This is a genomic window from Allokutzneria albata (genome assembly GCF_900103775.1).
GTDB lineage: Bacteria > Actinomycetota > Actinomycetes > Mycobacteriales > Pseudonocardiaceae > Allokutzneria > Allokutzneria albata.
In genome coordinates this window covers 4,150,001-4,173,661 of the sequence record NZ_LT629701.1, presented here as the reverse complement: position 1 = coordinate 4,173,661, position 23,661 = coordinate 4,150,001, and the positions used below count along the sequence as shown (strand labels likewise).

Annotated in this window: 21 protein-coding genes (1 of these 21 running past the window's edge); 15 read left to right on the top strand and 6 right to left on the bottom strand. The window is 71.0% G+C overall.

What is annotated here, in order from left to right; genetic code table 11:
• Window positions 1-5 precede the first annotated feature (5 nt).
• The 4 genes from sbnA to BLT28_RS18430 all read left to right on the top strand — a co-directional run bounded on the left by sbnA (window position 6) and on the right by BLT28_RS18430 (window position 4,158).
• Window positions 6-1,010, top strand: coding sequence for a 2,3-diaminopropionate biosynthesis protein SbnA (sbnA, locus tag BLT28_RS18445; RefSeq protein ID WP_030431037.1), 1,005 nt, complete (start codon window positions 6-8; stop codon window positions 1,008-1,010).
• Window positions 1,011-1,048: 38 nt separating this feature from the next.
• Window positions 1,049-1,996 (top strand): clavaminate synthase family protein, encoded by a 948-nt coding sequence (locus BLT28_RS18440; RefSeq protein ID WP_231950822.1) that lies wholly within the window; start codon window positions 1,049-1,051, stop codon window positions 1,994-1,996.
• 107 nt (window positions 1,997-2,103) lie between these two features.
• The gene (locus BLT28_RS18435) at window positions 2,104-3,648 is read left to right on the top strand and encodes a tryptophan halogenase family protein (RefSeq protein ID WP_030431039.1); all 1,545 of its coding nucleotides are present in this window, start codon (window positions 2,104-2,106) and stop codon (window positions 3,646-3,648) included.
• 3 nt (window positions 3,649-3,651) lie between these two features.
• Entirely contained in the window at window positions 3,652-4,158 is a 507-nt protein-coding gene (locus BLT28_RS18430; protein WP_030431040.1) for a flavin reductase family protein, read from the top strand.
• A 45-nt stretch (window positions 4,159-4,203) separates the two neighbouring features.
• On the opposite strand, the gene BLT28_RS18425 is transcribed toward BLT28_RS18430, so the two are convergent.
• Complete coding sequence (locus BLT28_RS18425; RefSeq protein ID WP_030431041.1) at window positions 4,204-4,581, bottom strand: winged helix-turn-helix transcriptional regulator; 378 nt, start codon at window positions 4,579-4,581, stop codon at window positions 4,204-4,206.
• A 134-nt stretch (window positions 4,582-4,715) separates the two neighbouring features.
• Between BLT28_RS18425 and BLT28_RS18420 the strand changes: the two genes are divergently transcribed.
• Window positions 4,716-5,564 carry an SDR family oxidoreductase gene (locus BLT28_RS18420; RefSeq protein WP_030431042.1) on the top strand — a complete coding sequence of 283 codons (849 nt, stop codon included), beginning with the start codon at window positions 4,716-4,718 and terminating at the stop codon, window positions 5,562-5,564.
• On the opposite strand, the gene BLT28_RS18415 is transcribed toward BLT28_RS18420, so the two are convergent.
• The 5 genes from BLT28_RS18415 to BLT28_RS18395 all read right to left on the bottom strand — a co-directional run bounded on the left by BLT28_RS18415 (window position 5,565) and on the right by BLT28_RS18395 (window position 14,719).
• Entirely contained in the window at window positions 5,565-6,152 is a 588-nt protein-coding gene (locus BLT28_RS18415) for an HdeD family acid-resistance protein (RefSeq protein WP_030431043.1), read from the bottom strand.
• A 272-nt stretch (window positions 6,153-6,424) separates the two neighbouring features.
• Window positions 6,425-7,993 (bottom strand): alpha/beta hydrolase, encoded by a 1,569-nt coding sequence (locus BLT28_RS18410; protein ID WP_030431044.1) that lies wholly within the window; start codon window positions 7,991-7,993, stop codon window positions 6,425-6,427.
• Between the two features lie 186 nt (window positions 7,994-8,179).
• Window positions 8,180-12,052, bottom strand: coding sequence for an ATP-dependent RNA helicase HrpA (hrpA, locus tag BLT28_RS18405; RefSeq protein ID WP_081900472.1), 3,873 nt, complete (start codon window positions 12,050-12,052; stop codon window positions 8,180-8,182).
• A 40-nt stretch (window positions 12,053-12,092) separates the two neighbouring features.
• A complete protein-coding gene (locus BLT28_RS18400; RefSeq protein ID WP_030431046.1) occupies window positions 12,093-13,175 on the bottom strand; it encodes an ATP-dependent DNA ligase in 1,083 nt (360 codons plus the stop codon).
• 524 nt (window positions 13,176-13,699) lie between these two features.
• Window positions 13,700-14,719, bottom strand: coding sequence for a phosphotransferase (locus BLT28_RS18395; RefSeq protein ID WP_030431047.1), 1,020 nt, complete (start codon window positions 14,717-14,719; stop codon window positions 13,700-13,702).
• A gap of 499 nt (window positions 14,720-15,218) precedes the next feature.
• On the opposite strand from BLT28_RS18395, the gene argC reads away from it, so the two are divergent.
• The 10 genes from argC to tyrS all read left to right on the top strand — a co-directional run.
• Complete coding sequence (gene argC, locus BLT28_RS18390; protein WP_030431048.1) at window positions 15,219-16,247, top strand: N-acetyl-gamma-glutamyl-phosphate reductase; 1,029 nt, start codon at window positions 15,219-15,221, stop codon at window positions 16,245-16,247.
• A complete protein-coding gene (gene argJ, locus BLT28_RS18385) occupies window positions 16,244-17,428 on the top strand; it encodes a bifunctional glutamate N-acetyltransferase/amino-acid acetyltransferase ArgJ (RefSeq protein WP_030431049.1) in 1,185 nt (394 codons plus the stop codon). Before argC ends, argJ begins: the two co-directional genes overlap by 4 nt.
• Window positions 17,425-18,312 carry an acetylglutamate kinase gene (argB, locus tag BLT28_RS18380; protein ID WP_030431050.1) on the top strand — a complete coding sequence of 296 codons (888 nt, stop codon included), beginning with the start codon at window positions 17,425-17,427 and terminating at the stop codon, window positions 18,310-18,312. The genes argJ and argB overlap by 4 nt, the downstream gene beginning before the upstream one ends.
• Window positions 18,312-19,505, top strand: a complete 1,194-nt coding sequence (locus BLT28_RS18375) for an acetylornithine transaminase (RefSeq protein WP_043812587.1) — start codon at window positions 18,312-18,314, stop codon at window positions 19,503-19,505. The genes argB and BLT28_RS18375 overlap by 1 nt, the downstream gene beginning before the upstream one ends.
• Window positions 19,502-20,437: an ornithine carbamoyltransferase gene (gene argF / locus BLT28_RS18370; RefSeq protein ID WP_030431052.1), complete on the top strand. Its 936-nt coding sequence runs from the start codon at window positions 19,502-19,504 to the stop codon at window positions 20,435-20,437. The genes BLT28_RS18375 and argF overlap by 4 nt, the downstream gene beginning before the upstream one ends.
• On the top strand, window positions 20,434-20,961 hold the full coding sequence (locus BLT28_RS18365; protein WP_052407604.1) for an arginine repressor: 528 nt from the start codon (window positions 20,434-20,436) through the stop codon (window positions 20,959-20,961). Before argF ends, BLT28_RS18365 begins: the two co-directional genes overlap by 4 nt.
• Entirely contained in the window at window positions 20,958-21,494 is a 537-nt protein-coding gene (locus BLT28_RS18360; RefSeq protein WP_052407605.1) for an adenine nucleotide alpha hydrolase family protein, read from the top strand. The genes BLT28_RS18365 and BLT28_RS18360 overlap by 4 nt, the downstream gene beginning before the upstream one ends.
• The gene (gene argH, locus BLT28_RS18355) at window positions 21,491-22,903 is read left to right on the top strand and encodes an argininosuccinate lyase (protein ID WP_030431055.1); all 1,413 of its coding nucleotides are present in this window, start codon (window positions 21,491-21,493) and stop codon (window positions 22,901-22,903) included. The genes BLT28_RS18360 and argH overlap by 4 nt, the downstream gene beginning before the upstream one ends.
• A gap of 76 nt (window positions 22,904-22,979) precedes the next feature.
• On the top strand, window positions 22,980-23,588 hold the full coding sequence (locus BLT28_RS18350; RefSeq protein WP_030431056.1) for a DNA-3-methyladenine glycosylase: 609 nt from the start codon (window positions 22,980-22,982) through the stop codon (window positions 23,586-23,588).
• Between the two features lie 35 nt (window positions 23,589-23,623).
• Window positions 23,624-23,661, top strand: partial view of a tyrosine--tRNA ligase gene (gene tyrS / locus BLT28_RS18345; RefSeq protein WP_030431057.1) — the start only. It continues 1,237 nt past the right edge of the window; only the first 38 of its 1,275 coding nucleotides appear in the window; its start codon is at window positions 23,624-23,626; its stop codon lies beyond the right edge, outside the window.

Sequence of the window (23,661 nt, the reverse complement as noted above, 5' to 3'; positions counted from 1 at the left end):
GGAGCGTGCCGATCATCTCCGAGCCGCAGGACTTCCACGAGGACGAGTTGTTCGTCGACCTGGGAGCCACCTTCGGCCGCAGGCTCTACCTCAAGTGCGAGGGCTTCAACTTCGCGGGCTCGATCAAGCTCAAGGCGGCACGGGAGATGATCGAGGCGGCCGAGCGCAGCGGCGCGCTGCGGCCGGGCACGGTCCTGGTCGAGTCCTCCTCCGGCAACCTCGGCGTCGCGCTGAGCATCCTGGCCGCCAGCAAGGGGTACGAGTTCCTGTGCGTGACCGACGCGCGCTGCAACCTCGCCACCAAGCGGCTGATCGAGACCCTCGGCAGCCGCGTGCACACGATCGTCGAACCCGACGCGGAGGGCGGTTTCCTCGCCGCGCGCCTGCGCTACGTGCGTGAGCTGTGCGAGTCCGACGACCGCTACCTGTGGCTCAACCAGTACACCAACCCGGCGAACTGGAAGGCCCACCACCGCTGGACCGCGCCGTCCATCGCCCGCAACTTCCCCGACCTGGACGTGCTGTTCCTCGGCGCGGGGACGACGGGCACCCTGATGGGCTGCGCGCGCTATTTCAAAGAGCACCACCCCGAGGTCACCATCGTCGCGGTCGACGCCGCGGGCTCGGTGACCTTCGGGGGCCCCGCTGCGCCCAGGATGATTCCCGGCCTGGGCACCGGGGTCCGCCCACCACTGCTCGATGTGTCCTATGTGGACCACGTCGTGCACGTCCCGGAGGTCGACACCGTCCGGGCGTGCCACCGCCTGGCCCGCAAGGGCTTTCTGTTCGGCGGGTCCACCGGGACTGTGGTCAGCGGCGCGCTGCGCTGGCTGGCGGAGTTCGCGCCGGGCGGCGATCCGACCGCCGTGGCGATCGCTCCCGATCTGGGGGAGCGGTACCTGGACTCGGTGTACCAGCGCGGCTGGGTCGAGGAGATCTACGGCCCCGACGCGCTCGGCCTCGACCACGAGGAGACGGTGACGATGCTGCAATCGATGGGTAGTGCCTGATGTCGGTAACAGTTGATGTGACAAGTGCGGTGCCCCGGGTGGTGTCGCTGACCGAGGCCGACGCCGCCTCGGTGACCGAGATCGCCCTCGACCTGCTCGGGGTCGCGGGCGGCGTGATCGACGACCCCGAGTGGGTCGCGGCCGCGCGGGAGGCCTGGGACGAGCTGCCGATCGCCGTGCGCAGGACCGTTCGCGGCTTCCGCAGGGATTCCGGTCCACAAGGGACACTCCTGCTGCGCGGCCTGCCGGTCGGCCTGGACACCCTCGGCGACACGCCGATGGTCGCGGGCTCCGTGCAGCGCGAGGCAACGGTCGGCGCCGCGGTGCTGGCGATGATCGCCTCCGGGCTCGGCGACCCGGCCGCGTTCCGGCCGGAGAAGTCCGGCGCACTCGTGCAGGACGTGGTTCCGGTGCCCGGCAAGGAGACCTTCCAGGGCAACGCGGGCTCGGTGCTGTTGTCCTTCCACAACGAGAACGCCTTCCACGAGCACCGCCCGGACTACGTGATGCTGCTGTGCCTGCGCTCCGACCACGAGGGCATCGCGGGCCTGCGCACCGCCTGCGTCCGCCAGGTTCTCGGCCTGCTCAGCCGGCGCAGCCGGGAAGCATTGTCCCGCCCCGAGTTCATCACCGAGGCACCGCCGTCCTTCGGCGAGGGGAACACGCCCGTCGCGCACGCGGTGCTCACCGGCGCCTACGAGGACCCCGACCTGCGGGTGGACTTCGCCGCAACGCAGCCGCAGACCGAGGCGGGTTCGGCCGCACTGGTGGAGCTGGGCGAGCTGTTCGAGCAGACCGCGACCAGTTCGGCTTTGACGCCAGGGGATCTCGCGATCGTGGACAACCACGTGACCGTGCACGGCCGGACGGCTTTCACGCCGCGCTACGACGGCCGGGACCGCTGGCTCCAGCGGACGTTCTCCCTGTCCAGCCTCCGCCGCTCCCGCGCGTCCCGTCCCGGCGACGGCTACGTCCTCGTCGACTAGCGCGGTGACGGCAGTCCATGCCGAAGAGTAAAGCCATTGATAACGAGGTAAAAGAACCGCCGCCTACGGTCAAGCCGCAGGGCCGGACGATTCCGAGGAGCGTTGGTGTGATCAAGTCAGTGGTCATTGTCGGCGGTGGCACGGCGGGCTGGATGACAGCCACGTACCTCAAGGAGGCGTTCGGCGACCGGGTCGACGTGACGCTGGTGGAGTCCAAGCGCGTCGGCACGATCGGCGTCGGCGAGGCCACCTTCTCCACGGTGCGGCACTTCTTCGACTACCTCGGACTCGACGAGCGGGAGTGGATGCCGGAGTGCTCGGCCTCCTACAAGCTCGCCATCCGGTTCGAGGACTGGCGCCGCAAGGGGCACCACTTCTACCACCCCTTCGAGCGGCTGCGCGTCGCCGACGGCTTCACCATGGCCGACTGGTGGCTGCGGCTGGGCGACGGCGGCGAGGACTTCGACCGCCACATCTACCTCACGCCGACCATGTGCGAGAACAACCTCTCGCCGCGGCTGCTGGACGGCTCGCTGTTCGTGTCCAACCTGGACGGTTCGCTCGGGCGGTCCACTTTGGACGAACAGCGCTCGCAGTTCCCCTACGCCTACCACTTCGACGCCGACCTGCTGGCGAAGTTCCTGGCCAAGTTCGGCACCAAGCGAGGCGTCAGGCACGTCACCGACGACGTGGTGGAGATCGGCCAGGACGAGCGCGGCTGGGTCAGCCACGTCAGGACCAAGGAGAACGGCGACCTGCGCGGCGACCTCTTCGTCGACTGCACGGGCTTCCGCGGCATCCTGATCAACCAGACGCTGGGTGAGCAGTTCGAGTCCTTCCAGGACGTGCTGCCCAACAACCGCGCGGTGGCGCTGCGGGTTCCCCGCGAGGGCGAGCTGGCCAAGACGATGCAGCCCTACACCACCGCGACCGCGATGGACGCGGGGTGGATCTGGACCATTCCGCTGTACAAGCGCAACGGCCACGGCTACGTCTACTCCGACGAGTTCTGCTCGCCGGAGGAGGCCGAGCGCACGCTGCGCGAGAAGGTCGCCCCCGGCCAGGACCACCTGGAGGCCAACCACATCCGCATGCGGATCGGCCGCAACCAGCGCTCCTGGGTGAACAACGTGGTCGCGATCGGACTGTCCTCCGGCTTCGTCGAGCCGCTGGAGTCCACCGGCATCTTCTTCATCCAGCACGGCATCGAGCAGCTGGTGAAGCACTTCCCGGACGAGCGCTGGGACCCGGGCCTGGCCGACGCCTACAACACCAAGGTCGCCCGCGTCATCGACGGCGTGAAGGAGTTCCTGGTCCTGCACTACCGGGCCACCAAACGCGAGGACACCCCGTACTGGAAGGAGACCAAGCTCCGGGCGATCCCCGAGGGCCTGGTCCCGCGGATGGAGTACGCGCGTTCGCTGCTCATCGACGAGTCCGCGATGTACCCGCACTACCACGGGTTCGAGTCCTACTCGTGGATCACCATGACGCTCGGGCTCGGCCTGCGGCCGGAGCACCCGCGCCCCGCGCTGGCGCACATCGACCCGGTCAACGCCAACGCCGAGTTCGAACGGCTGGCCGCGGAAGCCAAGGAGCTGGTGGAGAACCTGCCCACCTGCTACGAGTACATCGACTCGATCAACGGCTGAACCGTGACTGCCGCACCGGTTTCCCGCGACGTCACCGCCGTCCAGGCGTTCCGCGACCTGATGAGCGCCTTCCCCAGCGGGGTCGCGGTCATCACGGCGCTGGACGCCGACGGCGCGCCGCACGGGATGACCTGCACGTCGCTGACCAGCGTCGCGGCCGACCCGCCGACGCTGCTGGTCTGCCTCAACCTGCGCAGCGGGACGTTCGCCGCGGTCCGCGACGGCGGTGGCTTCGCGGTGAACCTGTTGCACAGCAAGGGAAAGCGTGCCGCCGAGCTGTTCTCCTCCGCGGCACCGGACCGGTTCTCCCGCCTGCCGTGGCGGCCCTCGGCCCAGGTCGGCGCGCCGCTGCTGGTCGAGGACGCCTTCGCCACGGCGGAGTGCGTGGTGGGCGACGTGCACGTGGCGGAGGACCACGCGATCGTCATCGGCAAGGTGGTCGACGTCGGCCAGCGCGAGGACGATCCGCTGCTCTACGGCTTCCGGAGCTTCTCCTCCTGGGAGCGCTGAACTCGGAGGGCTGGAGCTGTGGGGGCTCCAGCCCTTCGTGTCGTCTCAGCCCTTCACCTCGTCGTAGGCCCGCCGCGCGCTCATGATCTCCGGCAGCCGCTCCTCGACGAACCGGACGAGCGCGAACAGCTTCTCCGCGGTCTGCTCGCCGAGCGGCGTCAGGCTGTACTCCACCTTCGGCGGGATCACCGGCTGCGCCTCGCGGTGCACGAAACCGTCGCGCTCCAACGCCTGCAGCGTCTGGGAGAGCATCTTCTCGCTGATCCCGTCGACCCGGCGGCGCAGTGCGTTGAACCGGAAGGTGCCCTCGGTCAGCGCCATCATCGCCAGGATTCCCCAGCGCCCGGTGACGTGCTCCAACGCGTCCCGCGAGGGGCACGCCCTGTCGAAGACGTCAGCGAGGAGCTGCTGGTGGGCGTCCATGCCCTTGACCGTACCCCGGGGTACAGCACAACCGAATGTGATAGTACTAACTAGAAGTTGGCGCTAACCAAAAGTTAGTACAAGCTCATCGGTGAGCGCGGGATCGGCCCGCGCCGCACCGCGAGGAGATCGCCATGATCGTCATCACCGGAGCCACCGGCGGGCTGGGCGCGCTGGTCGTCGAGTCCCTGCTCGAGCGGGTCCCCGCGGACCAGGTCGCCGCGGCCGTCCGCAGCCCGGAGAAGGCGTCCGGTCTGGGCGTGCGGGTGCGTGCCGCCGACTACAGCGACCCGGCGAGCCTGGAGCGGGCCTTCGCCGGCGCCGACGTGGTGCTGCTGATCTCCGGCAACGAGTTCGGCAAGCGCGCCGAGCAGCACACCAACGCCATCAACGCCGCGGTCAAGGCGGGCGTCGGCAGGCTCGTCTACACCAGCGCTCCCTTCGCCGACTCCGGCAGGCTGGCGCTCGCCGACGAGCACAAGGCCACCGAGGAGGTCCTGCTCGCCTCCGGGCTGACCTACACGATCCTGCGCAACGCCTGGTACCACGAGAACTACGCGCAGGCGATCACCGGCGCCGCCGGGTCCGGCGTGCTCACCGCGAGCGCGGGTGACGGCCGGGTCGCCAGCGCCGCCCGCGCCGACTACGCCGAGGCCGCCGCGGTCGTGCTGACCACCGAGGGGCACGACAACAAGATCTACGAGCTGTCCGGCGACACCGCGTGGTCCTTCGCCGAGCTGGCCGAGGAGATCTCCCGCGCGTCCGGCAGGGCGGTGGCGTACCGCAACCTCACCACCGAGGAGCACATCGCCCAGCTGACCGGCTTCGGCCTGCCGGAGCCCGTGGCGGGGGTGTTCGCCGACGTGGACGCCAACATCGCCAAGGGCGGGGTGCTCGACCACACCCCCGGCGTGCTGCGCGAGCTGATCGGCCACCCCACGCGGCCGATCGCCGACTACGTCTCCGGCCTGCTCAAGAAGTGATCACAGCGCCGCGGTCGTGCCCTCGGCCAGTTCGGCCTCGGCGGCCATGCGCCTGCCGATGGTCCGCAGCCTGATCCCGACCAGCGTCAGCACGACGCCCCACAGCAGCGCGAAGGCCGCGATCGTGACGATGAGCGCGATCGCGCCTTCGCCGGGGCGGATGAACAGCACCAGGCCGAGCGCGACGGACAGGCCGCCGCTGACGAACAGCAGCCACTCGCGGGAGAGCACCTTGCGCAGCCGCCAGGCGACCACGATCTGCAGCACACCGGCCACCACGGCCCACGCGGCGATCAGGTACAGCAGCGTGAGCGCGGTGATCTCCGGCAGCGTGAACGCGACGACCCCCGCCGCCAGGCTCGCCACGCCGAGCAGACCGGTCATCCACCGGTCCGCCGACGGCGCCACCTTGTCGGCGAGCGCGACCGCGACGGCCACCACGCCGTCGACGAACGCGTAGACGCCGAACACCATGACCAGTGCCAGCACGGTGATGCCGGGCCAGGCGAGCGAGACGATCCCGAACAGGATCGCGGCCACCCCGCGCACGACCACGAGCCACCATCGACGCAGCAGGAAATCACCCATGCGCACATGGTCAACCCGGAGTGCTACCGCTGCCACTCGGAGTGCTCACCGGTCCGGGGGAGAGGTGTCAGTCGGGCGGCGGTGTCGACTCATGCGTGATCACGCATACCGTTGGGGCTTCCGGGGCTCCCACGAGCGTGGAGGTAAGAATGGAAGAGATGTCGGCCGCCGGCGGGTGCAGCTGCTGCGGTAACTGCACGGGTCCTGGCTGCGGTTGCTGCGGAGGCTGCTGAGCCAGCAGAGGACGTGACCGGGTGTGCCCGTCGGACCTTCTACGGCGGGCACACCGTCGCGTTCGCGGGCATCTTCCCGTCCACCAGGTAGTCCTTCAGCGCGGTGCCGACGCACCCGCTGCCGGTGAGCGCACCGTGCCCGCTGCTCTGCCAGGTCACCAGCGCCGCCCCGGGCAGCTGCTCCGCGGTCCGCTTGGTGCCCTCCGGCGGGGTCACCGGGTCCGCCGCGGTGTTGAGCACCACCATCGGCCCGGCACCGGCCGCCCGCACCGGCGGCAGCGGCTGGCTCGGCACCGGCCACGGCCCGCACCACATCAGCCGCTGGCTGAACACCGGCCCGAACAGCGGGCTCCTGCCGCTCCACTCCTTGATCAGCTGGGCCGCCCGGTCCGGCGGGATGCGCACCGTGGTGTCGTTGCACGAGGTGATCAGCGTCCCGTCGAAGCGCGAGCTCACCGAACCCTTGTTCTTGATCACCGGCGCCAGCAGCGCCGCGACCGGGGCCGGGTCCCCGGCGGCCGCCTTGCCCAGCGCATCGCCGAGCGCGGGCCACGCGGACCGGTCGCCCAGCGCGGAGACCAGCGCGAACATCACCGAACCGCCGTTCACCGCGATCCCGTCGGAGCTGGTCAGCGACTTCTCGTTGAGCTTGGCCAGCAGATCGGTCACCGCCTTGCGCGGATCGGCGCCCAGCGCGCAGCCCCGCTTCGCGCAGTCCGCGGCGAACTCCGCGAACGTCGCCTCCGCGGCGGCCGCCTTCGCCTGCGCCAGCCCGATCCCGTCCGCCGTGGGGTCCGGCGAACCGTCCAGCACGATCCGCCCCGCCTTGTCGCCGAACCGCTCGGCGAACACGGTCAGCACCCGCGAGCCCTCACCGCTGCCGATCGCGTGCAGGTGCTGCATGCCCAGCAGCTCGCGGACCTTGTTCAGGTCCGAGGCGCCGCGCCAGGTGTCGTTCGCGGGCAGCTGCTCGTCCAGGTCGAGCATGCACTCCTGGGAGGCCTCCCTGGCGATCTCCAGCAGCTCGTTGATCTTCGTCCCGTCCTTGGCCGTCGGGTCGAAGCCGATCATGCGCTGCCGGATCGCCTCCGGGACGCACTGCAGGTGCTCCGACTCGCCCGTGCCCCTGCGGTCCACCCCGACCAGCGAGAACGTGCCCATCACCTCGGGCCCCAGCTTCTGCGCCAGCCGTGCCGCGAACAACGTGCCCGGCTCGCCGTTGATGTCGTTGACCACCACCAGCGGCACCGGTCCCGTCCCGGCCTTGAGCACCGCGATCCGCGTCGTGCCCCGCCCCGGCCTGCTCGGCGAGTCCAGGTTGTTGGTCACCCGCGCGCACTCGAAGCGCATCGAGGTCCCCGCCGCGTCACCGAGCCGGAACCGGGTCTGGCTGGTGCAGTCCGACCAGCTCATCCGCGCACCCTCCGGCGCACCGAGCGGCCGCACCGCCACGGGCGCCGCCCCCGACGGTGGGGCGATCACCGGCGGGGCGTCCCCGTCGTGCACCACCGCGGGCCGGTTCGACGGCCCCACCGTGCACGCGGCGCCGACCGCCGCCACGACCAGTGCGACCGCCGTGGTGCTGAACGCGGCCCTACCTCGTGGCACGCCGACCCCCTTGTTCCGCTCTACCCCCGCACCCTTTCACGCCCCCCGTAAACCCCAGGTGAGCGCCCCCGACCCCCAGCACCCCGCCCTTTCGCACCGAATGAGTCATTCGGTGCGCTCAACCACCTCAATGACTCGTTCAGTGCGCTCAACGCACCGAATGAGTCATTCAGGAGCCTGCCCCGGTCAGATCTGGTCCATGGCGCGGTAGATCCGCTTGTCGGAGACGGGGTACGGGGTGCCCAGCGTCTGCGCGAAGTAGCTGACCCGCAGCTCCTCGATCATCCACCGCACCCGCCGCACCTCCGGGAGGTCCCCGACCTCGGCGAGCAGTTCGCGGTACTCCTGCTCCACCGCGTGCACGGCGCGCATCGAGTCCCGGTCCCGCTCCGCGTTCGTCGACAGCTTCCCGATCCGCTGCTCGATCGCCTTCAGGTAGCGGGGCAGCTGCGGCAGCTGAGCGGACCCGGTCGCCGCCACGAAACCCGGACCGACCAAAGTGGACAGTTGCGCCCGGATGTCCGCCAGCGCCTCACGAGAGGCGGGGAAGTCCGGCGCGTCGGCCAGAGCGCGCTGCACGGCCTGCCACGCCGCCACGATCTGCTGCACGTGCCCGAGCACGTCCATCATCACATTGCCCAGCTCCGCGCGGACCTTGTGCCGCAACGCCCCGAAACCGTCGGCGTTCCACGCCGGGCCGCCGCCACCGGCGATCAGCTGGTCCACCGCGCACGCGGCGCAGTCCGCGAGCAGCGCGCCGACCCCGCCGTGCGGGCTCGCGCTCAGCGTCAGCTTGGCCTGGTTGGACAGCCGCCCGTGCACGAGCTTGATCGGCGACGGCGCCCCGAGCAGCAGCAACCGCCGCGTGCCGAGCCACATCGCGCGCCGCTGCTCGTCCTCGGTCTCGAACATCCGCACCGCGACGCTGGAACCCTCGTCCACCAGCGCCGGGTACGCGGTGACCGCGTACCCGGACCGCTGCTGGGTGAAGGTCCTCGGCAGCTCGCCGATCGTCCAGTCGGTGAGCCCGCTCCGCTCGACCGCGTTGCCCGCCGTGGACAGCTCGCGCTGCACCTTGGACTTCAACAGGGCCTTCAGCGCCGTGAGGTCCTTGTCCTCGGCGACCTTGGCGCCCTTCTCGTCGACCACCCGGAAGGTGATCTTGAGGTGGTCCGGGACCTTGTCCAGCTCCCACGCGTCCGGCGCCACCGCGACCCCGCTCAGCGCCTGCAACTGCGTCTCCAGCTCGGCCAGCAGCAGCGCGTCCGACGGCTTCAGTCGCGCCAGCAACGCGTTCACGTAGTCCGGCACCGGGACGAAGTTGCGCCGCAACGCCTTCGGCAGCGACTTCAGCAGCGCGGTCAGCAGGTCCTTGCGCAGACCGGGAACCTGCCAGCTGAACGGCTCTGGCGCCAGCTGGTTGAGCGCCGCCACCGGCACGTGCACGGTGACGCCGTCCGCGTCGGTGCCGGGCTCGAACTGGTAGGTCAGCTTCAACCGCAGGTCGCCGTAGCGCCACTCGTCGGGGTAGTCGGCGTCGCTGACCCCGCCGACCCGATCGTTGATCAGCATCGAGCGGTCGAAGGTCAGCAGGTCCGGCTGGGTCCGCCGGGTCTTCTTCCACCAGGTGTCGAAGTGCCGCGCGGAGATCGCCTCGGCCCCGACCCGCTTGTCGTAGAACTCGAACAGCGTCTCGTCGTCGACGACGATGTCCCGCCGCCGCGCCCGGTGCTCCAGCTCCTCGACCTCGGCCAGCAGTTCCCGGTTGGTGCGGAAGAACTTGTGGCCGGTCTCCCAGTCGCCCTCGACGAGCGCGTGCCGGATGAACAGCTCGCGGCACAGCTCAGGATCGACCTTGCCGTAGTTCACCTTGCGCCCGGCCACGATCGGGATGCCGTAGAGCGTGACCCGCTCCAGCGCCATCACCGCGCCCTGCTTGCGCTCCCAGTGCGGCTCGCTGTAGTTGCGCTTGACCAGGTGCCCGGCCAGCTTCTCGATCCACTCCGGCTCGATCTTCGCCGCCACCCGGCCCCACAGCCGCGTCGTCTCGACGAGCTCGGCCGCCATCACCCACCTCGGCTGCTTCTTGAACAGCGCCGAGCCGGGGAAGATCGCGAACTTGGCGTTGCGCGCGCCGAAGTACTCGTTCTTCGCCGGGTCCTTCATGCCCACGTGCGAGAGCAGCCCGGCCAGCAGCGCCGTGTGCACCTTGAGCGGGTCGGCCGGCTCGCTGTTGAGCGTGATCCCGAGCTGCTTGGCCACCTGGCGCAGCTGGCTGTCGATGTCCTGCCACTCCCGCACCCGCAGGTAGTTCAGGAACTCCGCCTTGCACAGCTTGCGGAACCTGTTGGAGGACAACGCCTTCTGCTGCTCGCGCAGGTAGTTCCACAGGTTCAGGTAGGTGACGAAGTCCGAGTCGGGGTCGCGGAACCGCGCGTGCTGCTGGGCCGCGGCCTCCTGCTTGTCCACCGGGCGCTCGCGAGGGTCCTGAATGGACAGCGCGGCCGCGATGATCATGACCTCGCGCGCGCAGCCGTTGTCCTCGGCCTCCAGCACCATCCGGCCCAGCCGGGGGTCCACCGGCAGCTGCGCGAGCTTGCGCCCGATCGGCGTGAGCTTCTTCTCCTTGGTGTCCAACGCGTTCAGCTCCTGCAGCAGCTGCACGCCGTCGGAGATGTTGCGCCGGTCCGGCGGCTCCAGGAACGGGAACGCCTGGATGTCGCCGAGCCCGATCGAGGTCATCTGCAGGATCACCGAGGCGAGGTTGGTGCGCAGGATCTCCGGCTCGGTGAACTCCGGGCGGCTCTCGAAGTCCTCCTCGGAGTACAACCGGATGCAGATGCCCTCCGACACGCGGCCGCACCGGCCCTTGCGCTGGTTGGCCGACGCCTGCGAGATCGCCTCGATCGGCAGCCGCTGCACCTTCAACCGGTGGCTGTACCGGGAGATCCGCGCGGTGCCCGGGTCCACGACGTACTTGATCCCGGGCACGGTCAGCGAGGTCTCCGCGACGTTGGTCGCCAGCACGACGCGCCGCCCGCGGTGCGCCTGGAACACCCGGTGCTGCTCGGCGGCGGACAACCGCGCGTACAGCGGCAGCACCTCGGTGTCGCGCATGTCGAGCTTCTCCAGCGCCTCCGCGGTGTCCCGGATCTCCCGCTCACCGCTGAGGAACACGAGCACGTCGCCCGGCCCCTCCATCGCCAGCTCCTCGACGGCGTCGCAGATCCCCTGGACCTGGTCGCGGTCCTCCTCCTCGGGCGCGTCCGGGTCGGACAGCGGCCGGTAGCGCACCTCCACCGGGTAGGTCCGCCCGGAGACCTCCACGATCGGCGCGTCGCCGAAGTGCCGGGAGAACCGCTCCGGGTCGATCGTCGCGGAGGTGATGACCACCTTGAGGTCCGGGCGGCGCGGCAGCAGCTGCTTGAGGTAGCCCAGGATGAAGTCGATGTTGAGGCTGCGCTCGTGCGCCTCGTCGATGATCAGCGTGTCGTACTGGTGCAGCAGCCGGTCGTTCTGCAGCTCCGCCAGCAGGATGCCGTCGGTCATCAGCTTGACCAGCGTGTCGTCGCTGCCGCGGTCGGTGAAGCGGACCTTGTAGCCCACCGTCTCGCCGACCTCGCCGCCCAGCTCCTCGGCGACCCGCTCGGAGACCGTGCGCGCGGCGATCCGGCGCGGCTGGGTGTGCCCGATCAGCCCGCGCACGCCGCGCCCCAGCTCCAGGCAGATCTTCGGGATCTGGGTGGTCTTCCCCGAGCCGGTCTCCCCGGCCACGATGACCACCTGGTGGTCCCGGATCGCCTCCAGGATCTCGTCCTTGCGCTGGCTGACCGGCAGCTGTTCCGGGTAGGTGATCTTCGGAACGGCGGCACGCCGCCGCGCCACGCGCAGCTCGGCCTGCTCGACTTCGGCGGAGAGGCGTTCGACCAGCGCCTGGCGGTCCTTGGCCCGGCGGGCCCCGTCGATTCGACGGCGCAGGCGGCGCTCGTCGCGGAGCATCACCTCGGAAAGACGATCTGCCAGGGCTGTCAGCGGAGACTTCGTGACCGGTGTTCCCATCGCACTACCAGGATAGGTCGCGGGCGCTCGTGGTTTTTCGCTAGTCCGCCGGCCGGACCTCGCCGGAGAGCACCGAGGGCAGGTCGTAGCGCGCGGGCTGCTCCAACTGGTCGTAGCGGCAGGACGCCGCGTCGCGGTCCGGCCGCCACCGCGCGAACTGCCCGTTGTGCCGCAGCCGCGCCGGGTGCGCGCCCTCGGTCTGGCTGTAGGAGATCTCCAGCACCCGCTCCGGCCGCAGCGGCTCCCACGCCTGCTCACCCTTGCGCCAGCGGTTCTCCCCGCCGGGCAGCCTGCGGTCGGTGTGCTCGCCCAGCCACGGGTGTCCCTCGGCGGCGTTCACCCGCAGCTCAGCCAGCTCCTCGACCAGCGCCCGCCGCCGCGCCATCGGGAACGAGCCGACGACCCCGACGTGGTGCAGCACGCCCCGCTCGTCGTGCAGCCCGAGCAGCAACGAGCCGACCGCCGTCCCCGGCTCGGTCTTGACGTGCCACCGGAACCCCGCGACCACGCAGTCCGCCGTCCGCGCGTGCTTGATCTTGGTGAGGACGCGCTTGCCGGGGGAGTAGGGCGCCTCGGCGGGCTTGCCGATCAACCCGTCCAACCCCGCGCCCTCGAACAGCGTGAACCACTCCCGCGCGGTGGCCGGGTCGTCCGTTACCGGCGTGATGTGCACCCGCTCGCCCTGCGGCAGCACCTCCTCCAGCCGCTTGCGGCGCGCGCTGAACGGCTGGTCGAGCAGGTTCTCGTCGCCCACCGCGAGCAGGTCGAAACCAATGAACCGGGCGGGCGTTTGTTCACTGAGCAGGGTGATCCGGCTCTTCGCCGGGTGGATCCGCTCGGTCAGCGCGTCGAAGTCCAGCTCCCCGTCGCGGTCGATCACCAGCTCACCGTCGACGACGATCCGCTCCGGCAGCTCGGCCAGCAGCGCCGCGCACATCTCCGGGAAGTAGCGCGCCAGGTCCTTGCCGTTGCGCGACTGCAGGTACACCTCGTCGCCGTCCCGGAACACGATGCACCGGAACCCGTCCCACTTCGGCTCGTACCAGAGGCCGCCCTCGTCGGAGACCGCGTCGGCTGGGCCGGCCAGCATGGGCAGGACCGGGGGAGTCAACGGCAGCGCCATAGCCGCGCATTCTCACAGCTCGCCCCCACCCCCGCAGCCCTTCCCGCACACTCCCTCGCCCCTCGACCCCCTCGCGCACACCCACCGCTCACCGCACCCCACCCCACACTCAACGCACCCGCCCGATCGAGTACTTCCCGCTTCCTCCCCCACCAGTGCCGCGTTGGTGCTTTGAGTGCATTGAATGAGTCATTCGGTGCGTTCAACTACCCCGATGACTCATTCGGTGCGCGAACGGAGACGCTGGGCGCCGCGTCGGCGCGAGCACGTCGCACTGGCGACTGGTCACGAGGAGCGCGTCACCCGGCGAGCACGTGCGGGGAGTTGTCCACATCAACCACGCTCGTCCACAACCCGGGCCGATGTGGATCTTCGACGTGGGCGGGGGTGGGACACTGGGATCGGGGTCGCCCCCCCTGGGAGGGCGGGGGCTGGGTTGGTGCGCTCACGACACCCGAAAAGCGGCGAGAGCAGCGAAAACACCAACCCGAGCCACGCCGTCGCCGACGTCGGCGAGCGGTCGGTCAGAACTGGTCGGCCAGCAGCCAGCGGAGGCTGCGCGCGGCCAGCAGCTTGTTCGGCAGCGCCCGGATCAGACCCGGGATCAGCTTCGCGCTGCGCTCCATGTCGTCGGGGCCCTGCGCGCCCTGGCCGATCGCCCGGCGCGCCACCGCGGCCACCCAGTCCACCTCGTTGCCCAGGTCCCCGGCCGCGTCGACCACGTCCAGCGGGCGCTCCAGCGCACCGCCCGCGGCCCGGTACCCGGCGATGACCTGGCGCAGCGTCTCCCGCACCGGGCCGTCGTCCTGGTTCCACCCGGACACCGACAGCGCGCAGCCCGCCAGGTCCTCCCTGGGCACCTTGGCCGCGGCCATGTCCCAGTCCACCAGCACCGGGCCCGTCGCCGCGACCAGCACGTTCTTCGCCCGCAGGTCCGCGTGCGTGAGCACGTCCGGCAGCCAGCGGGTGGCCGCGATCTGGGTGAGGTCGTAGATCTCCTCCACCACCGGGGCCAGCGCGGCCAGGTCGCCGCCCCACTCCGCCCCGGCGTCCTTGGACAGCTCCACCAGCTCCTGCCAGCGGGTCGCCTCGGTGGTCCCGGTCGGCGGGAAGGCCCAGCGCGGCTCGGCGGGCATGGCCAGCGAGTGCAGCGCGGCCAGCGTCCGCCCGGCCCAGTTGCCCACGATCGCGTCGATGGGCTGGCTGATCGAGCGGCCGTTCACCCAGCGGTGCACGCGCACCGTCGCCGGGGGACCGTCGGCCACCGGCACCTCGGCCACCACGCCGCCGCCGGGCGGGGGCACGGGCTCCGGCATCCGGATCCGCGCGTGCCAGGCCGCCAGCTCCAGCCGCCACGCCGCCTGCAACCACGGCATCCACTCCGGGTTGTCCTGGCGGTTCATCTCCTTGACCGCGTACGACCCGCGATCGGTGTCCAGTCGCCACATCCGGTGGACGTGGCCGCCGGGAACGGCACGCAGCCGGGCGCGGGCCTGGCCGAGTCCGAAGACCTCCGCCACGTCCTGCGCCTGCAACGTGCTCATACGTCGCCCACCGGCAGCGCACAGCTGCGGTGTGGATGGGCTGGCGTAACTCTGGGTAGTCATCTTCTCGGCATTCTTGGTCACCGCCGCCTTGGCGAGGGTTACGCGGATAAGGCCTGACATGGGCCGTGGTGGTGGATCTCCTCCTGACCAGAGGCGCCGCCGGTGGTCCCGGGTGCCCCGCCGTCGTGGTTCTAGCCCTCGGCGTTGGTGGTCGCCGCGGGCTGTTCGAGGCCAAAACTAGGGCAGCCCTTCGGCCGAACGGCCGCTCAGCGGACGCCGTGCGCCGAATAGACGGTGAGCATCGGTGGTCGTCCACGACAGTTCGGCCGGACGTAAGAAATGTGACCGCGCGTCGCCCAGAGGTCGCTGAACGGCGGCAGCCGGACGCGCCGAACGGTCGAGAGGTTTAGGCGGATCAATGAGACGCAGGCCACATCCTGGTTACCGCGCGTGAAACCGCTTGAGTGAAATTGCAGTCCGACGCATAATCATGCGTATGGCAATTCGGGTCGCGGTCGCCGGTGCGAGCGGGTATGCGGGCGGGGAGCTGCTGCGGCTGCTCCTCGGGCATCCCGAGGTGGAGATCGGCGCGCTCACGGCGGGCGGCAACGCGGGCACGCCGCTCGGCGCGCACCAGCCGCATCTTGCTCCGCTCGCCGACCGCACGCTGGTCGAGACCAGCGCGGAACAGCTCGCCGGGCACGACGTCGTCTTCCTCGCCCTGCCGCACGGGCACTCCGCCGAGATCGCCGCGCGCCTCGGTCAGGACGTGCTCGTCGTGGACTGCGGCGCCGACTACCGGCTCGCCGACGCCGCCGCGTGGCAGCGCTGGTACGGCGGCGAGCACGCCGGGACCTGGCCCTACGGGCTGCCCGAGCTGCCGGGCAGGCGGGAGGAGCTGCGCGGCGCGCGCCGGATCGCGGTGCCCGGCTGCTACCCGACCGTCACCTCGATCGCACTGGCCCCGGCGCTGGCGGCCGGACTGATCGCGCCGGAGGTGGTCGTCGTCGCGGCCTCCGGCACCTCCGGGGCGGGCAAGAGCCTCAAGCCGAACCTGCTCGGCTCCGAGGTCATGGGGTCGGTCAGCACCTACTCCGTCGGCGGCGCGCACCGCCACACCCCGGAGATGACGCAGAACCTCTCGGCGGTCGCGGGCCGGCCGGTGTCCGTGTCCTTCACGCCGCTGCTGGTGCCGATGTCCCGCGGCATCCTCGCGACCTGCAGCGCCCCGGTCGCCGACGGCGTGGACGCGGCCCGCGTGCGCGAGGTCTACGCGAAGTACTGCGCCGACGAGCCGTTCGTCCACCTGCTCCCGGAGGGCAGCTGGCCCGCCACCTCCTCGACGCTCGGCGCGAACACCGTCCACCTCCAGGTCACCGTGGACGCCGACGCGGGCCGCCTCGTGGTGGTCGGCGCCGAGGACAACCTGACCAAGGGCACCGCCGGCGGAGCCGTGCAGTGCATGAACATCGCTCTCGACCTGCCGGAGACCACCGGCCTGCCCACCGTGGGAGTAGCACCGTGACCAGTTCCCTGCCGCTCCGCTCCGCCGGGGTCACCGCACCGGCGGGCTTCCGCGCCGCGGGCATCCACGCGGGCATCAAGGCCTCCGGCAAGAAGGACCTCACGCTCGTCGTCAACGACGGACCGCTCGACGTCGCCTCGGGAGTGTTCACCACCAACAAGGTCAAGGCCGCGCCCGTGCTGTGGTCGCAGCAGGTGCTCACCCAGCACCGGGTGCGCGCGGTCGTGCTCAACTCCGGATGCGCCAACGCCTGCACCGGACCGGAGGGCTTCCAGGACACCCACGCCACCGCGGAAAAGGTGGCCGAGGTCCTGGACTGCGGAGCCGGGGAGGTCGCGGTCTGCTCCACCGGCCTGATCGGCGAGCGCATCCCGATGGACGCGCTGCTGCCCGGTGTCGACGCGGTGGCCGCCGCGCTCGCGAGCACGAACGAGGCCGGGGTCGACGCCGCGACCGCGGTGATGACCACCGACTCCGTTCCCAAGTACGCCGAGCTGAGCCACCAGGGCTTCTCGGTCGGCGGCTTCGCCAAGGGCGCGGGCATGTGCGCCCCCAACATGGCGACGATGCTCAGCGTCATTACGACCGACGCGGTGATCGACGCGGAACTGGCCGACGCCGCACTGCGCGCCGCGGTCGGCACGACGTTCAACCGGCTCACCGTCGACAGCTCCACCTCCACCAACGACACCGTGCTGTTGCTGGCCTCCGGAGCCTCTGGCGTAACGCCAACCGCCGACGAGTTCACCGGCGTGCTGACCGCGGTCTGCCGGGACCTTGTGCTTCAGCTGCAGGCCGACGCCGAGGGCGTCACCAAGCATGTCAGCGTCACCGTCTCCGGCGCGACCGACGACGCCGACGCGGAACGCGTTGCCCGCGCGGTCGCCGACGACCCGCTGGTCAAGACCGCGTTCTTCGGCTCCGACCCGAACTGGGGGCGGATCGCGATGGCCGTGGGCAAGGCGGACGCGGCCGTCGATCCGGACCGGTTGGACATCACCCTCAACGGCGTCAAGGTCTGCGCGGGCGGCGTGCGCGGCGAGGACCGTTCGCTCGCCGACCTCTCCGGCAAGGAGATCACCGTGCTCGTCGAGCTCGGCCTCGGCGCGGGCACGGCGACCGTGCTCACCACGGACCTCTCGCACGCGTACGTCGAAGAGAACTCGGCCTATTCCTCATGAACGTCAAGCGCGCAGCGGAAAAAGCCGCTGTTCTCATCGAAGCCCTGCCGTGGCTCCAACGCTTCCACGGCGCGATCGTCGTCGTGAAGTACGGCGGCAACGCCATGGTCGACGACGAGCTGAAGCACGCGTTCGCGCAGGACATGGTCTTCCTGCGGACCGCGGGCCTGCACCCGGTCGTCGTGCACGGCGGAGGCCCGCAGATCACCGCGATGCTCGACCGCCTCGGCATCCCCGGCGAGTTCCAGGGCGGCCTCCGCGTGACCACGCCGGAGACCATGGACGTGGTGCGCATGGTGCTGGTCGGCCAGGTCGGGCGCGAGCTCGTCGGCCTGATCAACAAGCACGGCCCGCACGCGATCGGCATGTCCGGCGAGGACGCGAACCTCTTCACCGCGCAGCGGCGCACCGCCACCGTTGACGGCGAGCCGGTGGACATCGGCCTGGTCGGCGACGTGGTCTCGGTGAACCCGGACGCGGTGCTCGACATCATCCACGCCGGGCGCATCCCGGTCGTCTCCAGTGTCGCCCCGGACCCGGAAGGCGTCGTGCACAACGTCAACGCCGACACCGCCGCGGCCGCGCTGGCCATCGCGCTCAAGGCCGAGAAGCTCGTCGTGCTCACCGACGTCGAGGGCCTCTACGCGGACTGGCCGGACAAGTCCTCGCTGATCGACAGGATCGACGCCGAAGCGCTCGAGGGCATGCTCCCGGACCTCGCCAGCGGCATGGTGCCGAAGATGGAGGCGTGCCTGCGCGCGGTCCGCGGCGGCGTCCCCAGCGCCCACGTCATCGACGGCAGGCTCGCCCACTCGGTGCTGCTCGAAGTCTTCACCAGCTCGGGAATCGGAACCATGGTCACCCCAGGGAAGGAGCAACAGTGATCGCCTCCAACCAGGAAGGCGGACAGCGCTGGCGCTCCGCTCTCATGGACAACTACGGCACCCCGTCGCTGACACTGACCAAGGGCGAGGGCTCCTACGTCTGGGACGCCGACGGCAAGCGCTACCTGGACCTGCTCTCCGGTATCGCGGTCAACTCGCTCGGCCACGCCCACCCGGCGGTCGTCCAGGCCGTGAGCGAGCAGATCGCCACCCTCGGCCACATCTCCAACTTCTACTCCGCCGCACCGACGGTCGAGCTTGCCGAGCGGTTGCTGGACCTGCTCGGCGTGCGCGAGCTCGGCAAGGTGCTGTTCTGCAACTCCGGTGCCGAGGCCAACGAGGCCGCGTTCAAGATGTCCCGCCTCACCGGCCGCACCAAGATCATCGCGACCGAGGGCGGTTTCCACGGCCGCACCATGGGCGCGCTCGCGCTGACCGGCCAGCCCGCCAAGCGCGACCCGTTCACACCCTTGCCGGAGAACGTGATCCACGTTCCCTACGGCGACGCCGCCGCGCTTGAGTCCATTGTGGACAACGAGACCGCAGCGGTGTTCATCGAGCCGGTGCAGGGCGAGAACGGCGTGATCGTCCCGCCGGACGGCTACCTGCACGCCGCGCGCGAGATCACCGCCCGGCACGGCGCGCTGCTCGTGCTCGACGAGGTGCAGACCGGCATCGGCCGCACCGGCAGCTGGTTCGCCTTCCAGCGCGCGGGAATCGTGCCGGACGTGGTGACACTGGCCAAGGGCATCGCGGGCGGGCTGCCGCTGGGCGTCTGCGTCGGCATCGGCGCCGCGGCCGACCTGCTCGGTCCCGGTCAGCACGGCACCACCTTCGGCGGGAACCCGGTGTGCTGCGCCGCCGCGCTCGCGGTGCTGCGCACCATCGCCGAGGAAGGTCTGTGCGAGCACGCCGCAGCACTGGGCAAGGACATCGCCGCGGGCATCGAGGAGCTGGACCACCCGCTGGTGCGCGGTGTCCGAGGAGCCGGGCTCCTGCTGGGGATCGCGCTCAACCAGCCCGTCTCCGCCGCCGTCGCCACCGCGGCGCGCGACGCGGGCTTCTTGATCAACAATGTGCAGCCGGACACGATCCGGCTGGCGCCGCCGCTGGTCCTCACCGACGACGAGGCCGCGAGCTTCGTCACCGCCTTGCCCGCCCTGCTGGAAACCGCGAACGAGGAGACCCCGTGAGCCTGCGCCACTTCCTGCGCGACGACGACCTCAGCCCGGAGGAACAGCTGGCGGTGCTGGACGTCGCCGCCGAGCTGAAGACCGCGCCGCAGGGCCGCACCCCGCTGGCCGGGCCCAAGGGCGTCGCGGTGATCTTCGAGAAGAACTCCACCCGCACGCGCCTGTCCTTCGAGGTCGGCATCGCCCAGCTCGGCGGGCACCCCGTTGTCGTGGACGGCCGCACCATGCAGCTGGGCCGCGAGGAGACCATCGAGGACACCGCCCGGGTGCTCTCCCGCTACGTCGACATGGTGGTGTGGCGGACCTTCGCCCACGCCCGCATCGAGGCCATGGCCGGGGCCGCGACGGTCCCGGTGATCAACGCGCTGACCGACGAGTTCCACCCCTGCCAGGTCCTGGCCGACCTGCAGACCATCCGCGAGCGCTTCGGCAAGCTCGCCGGGCTGACCCTGACCTACCTCGGCGACGGCGCCAACAACATGGCCCACTCGCTGCTGCTCGGCGGCGTCACCGCGGGCATCAACGTCCGCATCGGCGCCCCGGCGGGCTTCCAGCCGCTGTCCTGGATCTACGACGCGGCCAAGCAGCGCGCGGCGGAGACCGGAGCGACCGTCGAGGTGCTGCACGACCCGCTCGCCGCGGTCGACGGGGCGAACGTGCTGGTCACCGACACCTGGACCTCGATGGGCCAGGAGAACGACGGCAAGGACCGGGTCGGCCCGTTCCGCCCGTTCCAGGTCAACGAGACACTGCTGGCCGCGACCGGGACCGAGTCGATCGTGCTGCACTGCCTGCCCGCGCACCGCGGCTGGGAGATCACCGACGAGGTGATCGACGGCCCGGCCAGCGCGGTCTGGGACGAGGCCGAGAACCGGCTGCACGCGCAGAAGGCGCTGATGACCTGGCTGATCCAGGAAGGGAGCCGCGGATGAGCTTCGAGGTGAGCCATCCGCGCGCCACCGCCGCGGCCACCAGGGCGGCCCGCCAGGCGCGCATCGTGGAGCTGGTCCGCCAGCTCTCCATCCGCAGCCAGACCGAGCTGGCCAAGATCCTCGGCGCCGAGGGCATCGACGTCACCCAGGCGACGCTGTCCCGCGACCTCGACGAGCTGGGCGCGGTCAAACTCCGCGGAGCCGACGGCGGCGCGCCCGTCTACGTCATCCCCGAGGACGGCAGCCCGGTCCGCGGCATGGAGGGCGGCACCTCCCGGCTGACCAGGCTGCTCGGCGAGCTGCTGGTCTCCACCGACCACTCCGCCAACCTCGCCGTGCTGCGCACCCCGCCCGGCGCCGCGCAGTTCCTCGCCGGAGCCGTGGACCGCGCCGCCCTGCACGACGTCGTCGGCACCATCGCGGGCGACGACACGATCATGGTGATCGCCCGCGAACCCGTCTCCGGCGCCGAACTGGCCGAGCGCTTCATGGCCATGGCCGGGCACAGGGACAGTGACCAGTGACCGACTCCGCAGCCGCCGAGTTCACCCGTGCGATCCAGGCCAACGCGTTCGGCGCCCCGCTGGGCGGCGTCTGGGACCGCACGCCGGAGCCCGCCGACCCCCTGGACGTGGTGATCACCTTCGACCAGGGCGTCCCCGTCGCCCTCGACCGCGAGACCATGACCGTCCTCGAAGCGCTCCGCGAGCTGAACCGCCGCGCGGGCGGGCTCGGCTCGCTCGCGCTGACCACCGCCCACCAGGCACTGGAGAACGTCACCCTGGAGAGCGATCTCCTCCGCTTCAAGGGCGAGGTCGACCGGCGCTGGGCCGAACTGGTCCACAGTGGACAGTGGGAATCGCCGCTCAAGGCCGCGCTGGACACCTTCATCGCCGCATCGCAGGGGCGGGTCAGCGGCGAGGTCCGGCTCCGGCTGCACGAGGGCCGCGCCGTGGTCACCGGACGCCGCGCCGAGGACTCGCTCTACGATTTCCAGCAGACCCTGGCCAGGGATTTCCGGGGTCGCACGAGGGATTTGCAGAAGGGGTACGTGTGACTGAGCAGCAATCGGCCCAGCTCTGGGGTGGGAGGTTCGCGTCCGGCCCCGCCGACGGCATGGCCGCGCTGAGCGTCTCGACCCACTTCGACTGGCAGCTGGCCGCCTACGACATCGCCGGATCGCGCGCCCACGCCCGGGTGCTGCACCGCGCGGGCCTGCTCTCCGCCGACGAGCTCGACCGCATGCTCGCCGCGCTCGACGTCCTGGCCGCCGACGTGGCCTCCGGCGCGTTCGGCCCCAGCCCCGACGACGAGGACGTGCACACCGCGCTGGAGCGCGGCCTGCTGGAGCGGGCGGGCAGGGACCTGGGCGGCAAGCTGCGCGCGGGCCGCTCCCGCAACGACCAGATCGCCACGCTGTTCCGGATGTGGCTGCGCGACGCCGCCCGCCGGATCGCCGCGGGCACCATCGACGTGGTCGACGCGCTGCTGTCCCAGGCGAAGGCCCACCCCGGCGCCGTCATGCCCGGCCGCACCCACCTGCAGCACGCCCAGCCCGTCCTGCTCGCGCACCACCTGCTGGCGCACGGGCAGAGCCTGCTGCGGGACGTGGAACGCCTGCGGGACTGGGACCGCCGCGCCGCGGTTTCGCCCTACGGCTCCGGAGCGCTCGCCGGTTCCTCGCTCGGCCTCGACCCGGCCGCCGTCGCCACCGACCTGGGCTTCGACGCCCCGGCGGAGAACTCCATCGACGGCACGGCCTCCAGGGACTTCGCCGCGGAGATCGCCTTCTGCCTCGCCATGCTCGGGGTGAACCTCTCCAGGATCGCCGAGGAGGTCATCATCTGGACCACCGCCGAGTTCGGCTACGCCCGGCTCGACGACGCGTGGGCCACCGGCAGCTCGATCATGCCGCAGAAGAAGAACCCCGACGTCGCGGAGCTGGCCAGGGGCAAGAGCGGCAGGCTGATCGGCAACCTGACCGGGCTGCTGGGCACCCTCAAGGGCATGCCGCTGGCCTACAACCGGGACCTCCAGGAGGACAAGGAGCCGCTGTTCGACTCCGTCGCCCAGCTGGAGCTGCTGCTCCCGGCGATGGCGGGGATGCTCGGCACGCTCACCTTCGACACCGACCGGATGGCCGAGCTGGCGCCCGCGGGCTTCACCCTGGCGACCGACATCGCCGAGTGGCTGGTCCGCAACGGCGTGCCGTTCCGGATCGCGCACGAGGCCGCGGGCGAGTGCGTCCGCCGCGCCGAGGCCAAGGGCATCGGGCTGGAGGAGCTGAGCGACGCCGAGCTGGCCGAGGTCAACCCGAGCCTCACCCCGAAGGTCCGCGAGGTCCTGACCGTCGAGGGCTCGATCTCCTCCCGCGACGCCTACGGCGGCACAGCGCCCGCAAGGGTCGCCGAACAGCTCGACCGGCTCGTCGGGCGGCTCAGCCCGCACCGCGACTGGGCGAAGTGAGATCTGGGACCCCCTTCCACCCGGGAGGGGGTCCTCTCGCATTGTCAGACCGACGCGGGAGAGTGACCGGGTGACCCTGATCCGACGCGAAGCCCTGGCCATCGATCCCGTCCCCGCCTCCCGCGTGCTGCTCGGCAGCGTCCTGGAGGCCGACACGCCGGACGGTCCCATCGGCGTGAAACTCGTCGAGGTCGAGGCGTACCGCGGCGGCGACGACCCCGCATCCCATTGCTACCGCGGCAGAACCGCGCGCAACGCGGTGATGTTCGGCCCGGCCGGTCACCTGTACGTGTACTTCGTCTACGGCATGCACTTCTGCGCCAACGTGGTCAGCCTGCACGACGGCGAACCCGGCGCCGTCCTCGTCCGGGCGGGCGAGGTGGTCACCGGCATCGACCTGGCCCGCCGCAGACGCCCCAACGCCCGCAACGACAGCGAGCTGGCCAAGGGCCCGGCCCGGCTGTGCTCGGTGCTGGGACTGACGCGGGAGCAGAACGGCATCGACCTGACCGATCCGGCCTCACCGGTCCGGCTGCTCGCCCCCGAGCCGGACGAGCCGATGGAGGTGCTCAGCGGCCCCCGCGTCGGCGTCGCCAACGCCGTCGACGTGCCATGGCGGTTCTGGATCGCCGGCTCGGCCGCCGTGAGCGCCTACCGCAGGGGAGCCAAGCGCCGCCCTGCCTGACAAGTGCTTTGACCAGGTGGGCGACAATGGACGGCGTGAGTGAGCACATTCTCGACGAGCTGTCCTGGCGCGG

Coding starts and splice junctions, on each gene's coding strand:
- BLT28_RS18395 (WP_030431047.1), bottom strand. CDS start 14,719: ATGAGCACGTTGCAGGCGCAGGACGTGGCGGAGGTCTTCGGACTCGGC.
- BLT28_RS18365 (WP_052407604.1), top strand. CDS start 20,434: ATGAGCTTCGAGGTGAGCCATCCGCGCGCCACCGCCGCGGCCACCAGG.
- argB (WP_030431050.1), top strand. CDS start 17,425: ATGAACGTCAAGCGCGCAGCGGAAAAAGCCGCTGTTCTCATCGAAGCC.
- BLT28_RS18400 (WP_030431046.1), bottom strand. CDS start 13,175: ATGGCGCTGCCGTTGACTCCCCCGGTCCTGCCCATGCTGGCCGGCCCA.
- BLT28_RS18420 (WP_030431042.1), top strand. CDS start 4,716: ATGATCGTCATCACCGGAGCCACCGGCGGGCTGGGCGCGCTGGTCGTC.
- BLT28_RS18425 (WP_030431041.1), bottom strand. CDS start 4,581: ATGGACGCCCACCAGCAGCTCCTCGCTGACGTCTTCGACAGGGCGTGC.
- argC (WP_030431048.1), top strand. CDS start 15,219: ATGGCAATTCGGGTCGCGGTCGCCGGTGCGAGCGGGTATGCGGGCGGG.
- hrpA (WP_081900472.1), bottom strand. CDS start 12,052: ATGGGAACACCGGTCACGAAGTCTCCGCTGACAGCCCTGGCAGATCGT.
- BLT28_RS18415 (WP_030431043.1), bottom strand. CDS start 6,152: ATGGGTGATTTCCTGCTGCGTCGATGGTGGCTCGTGGTCGTGCGCGGG.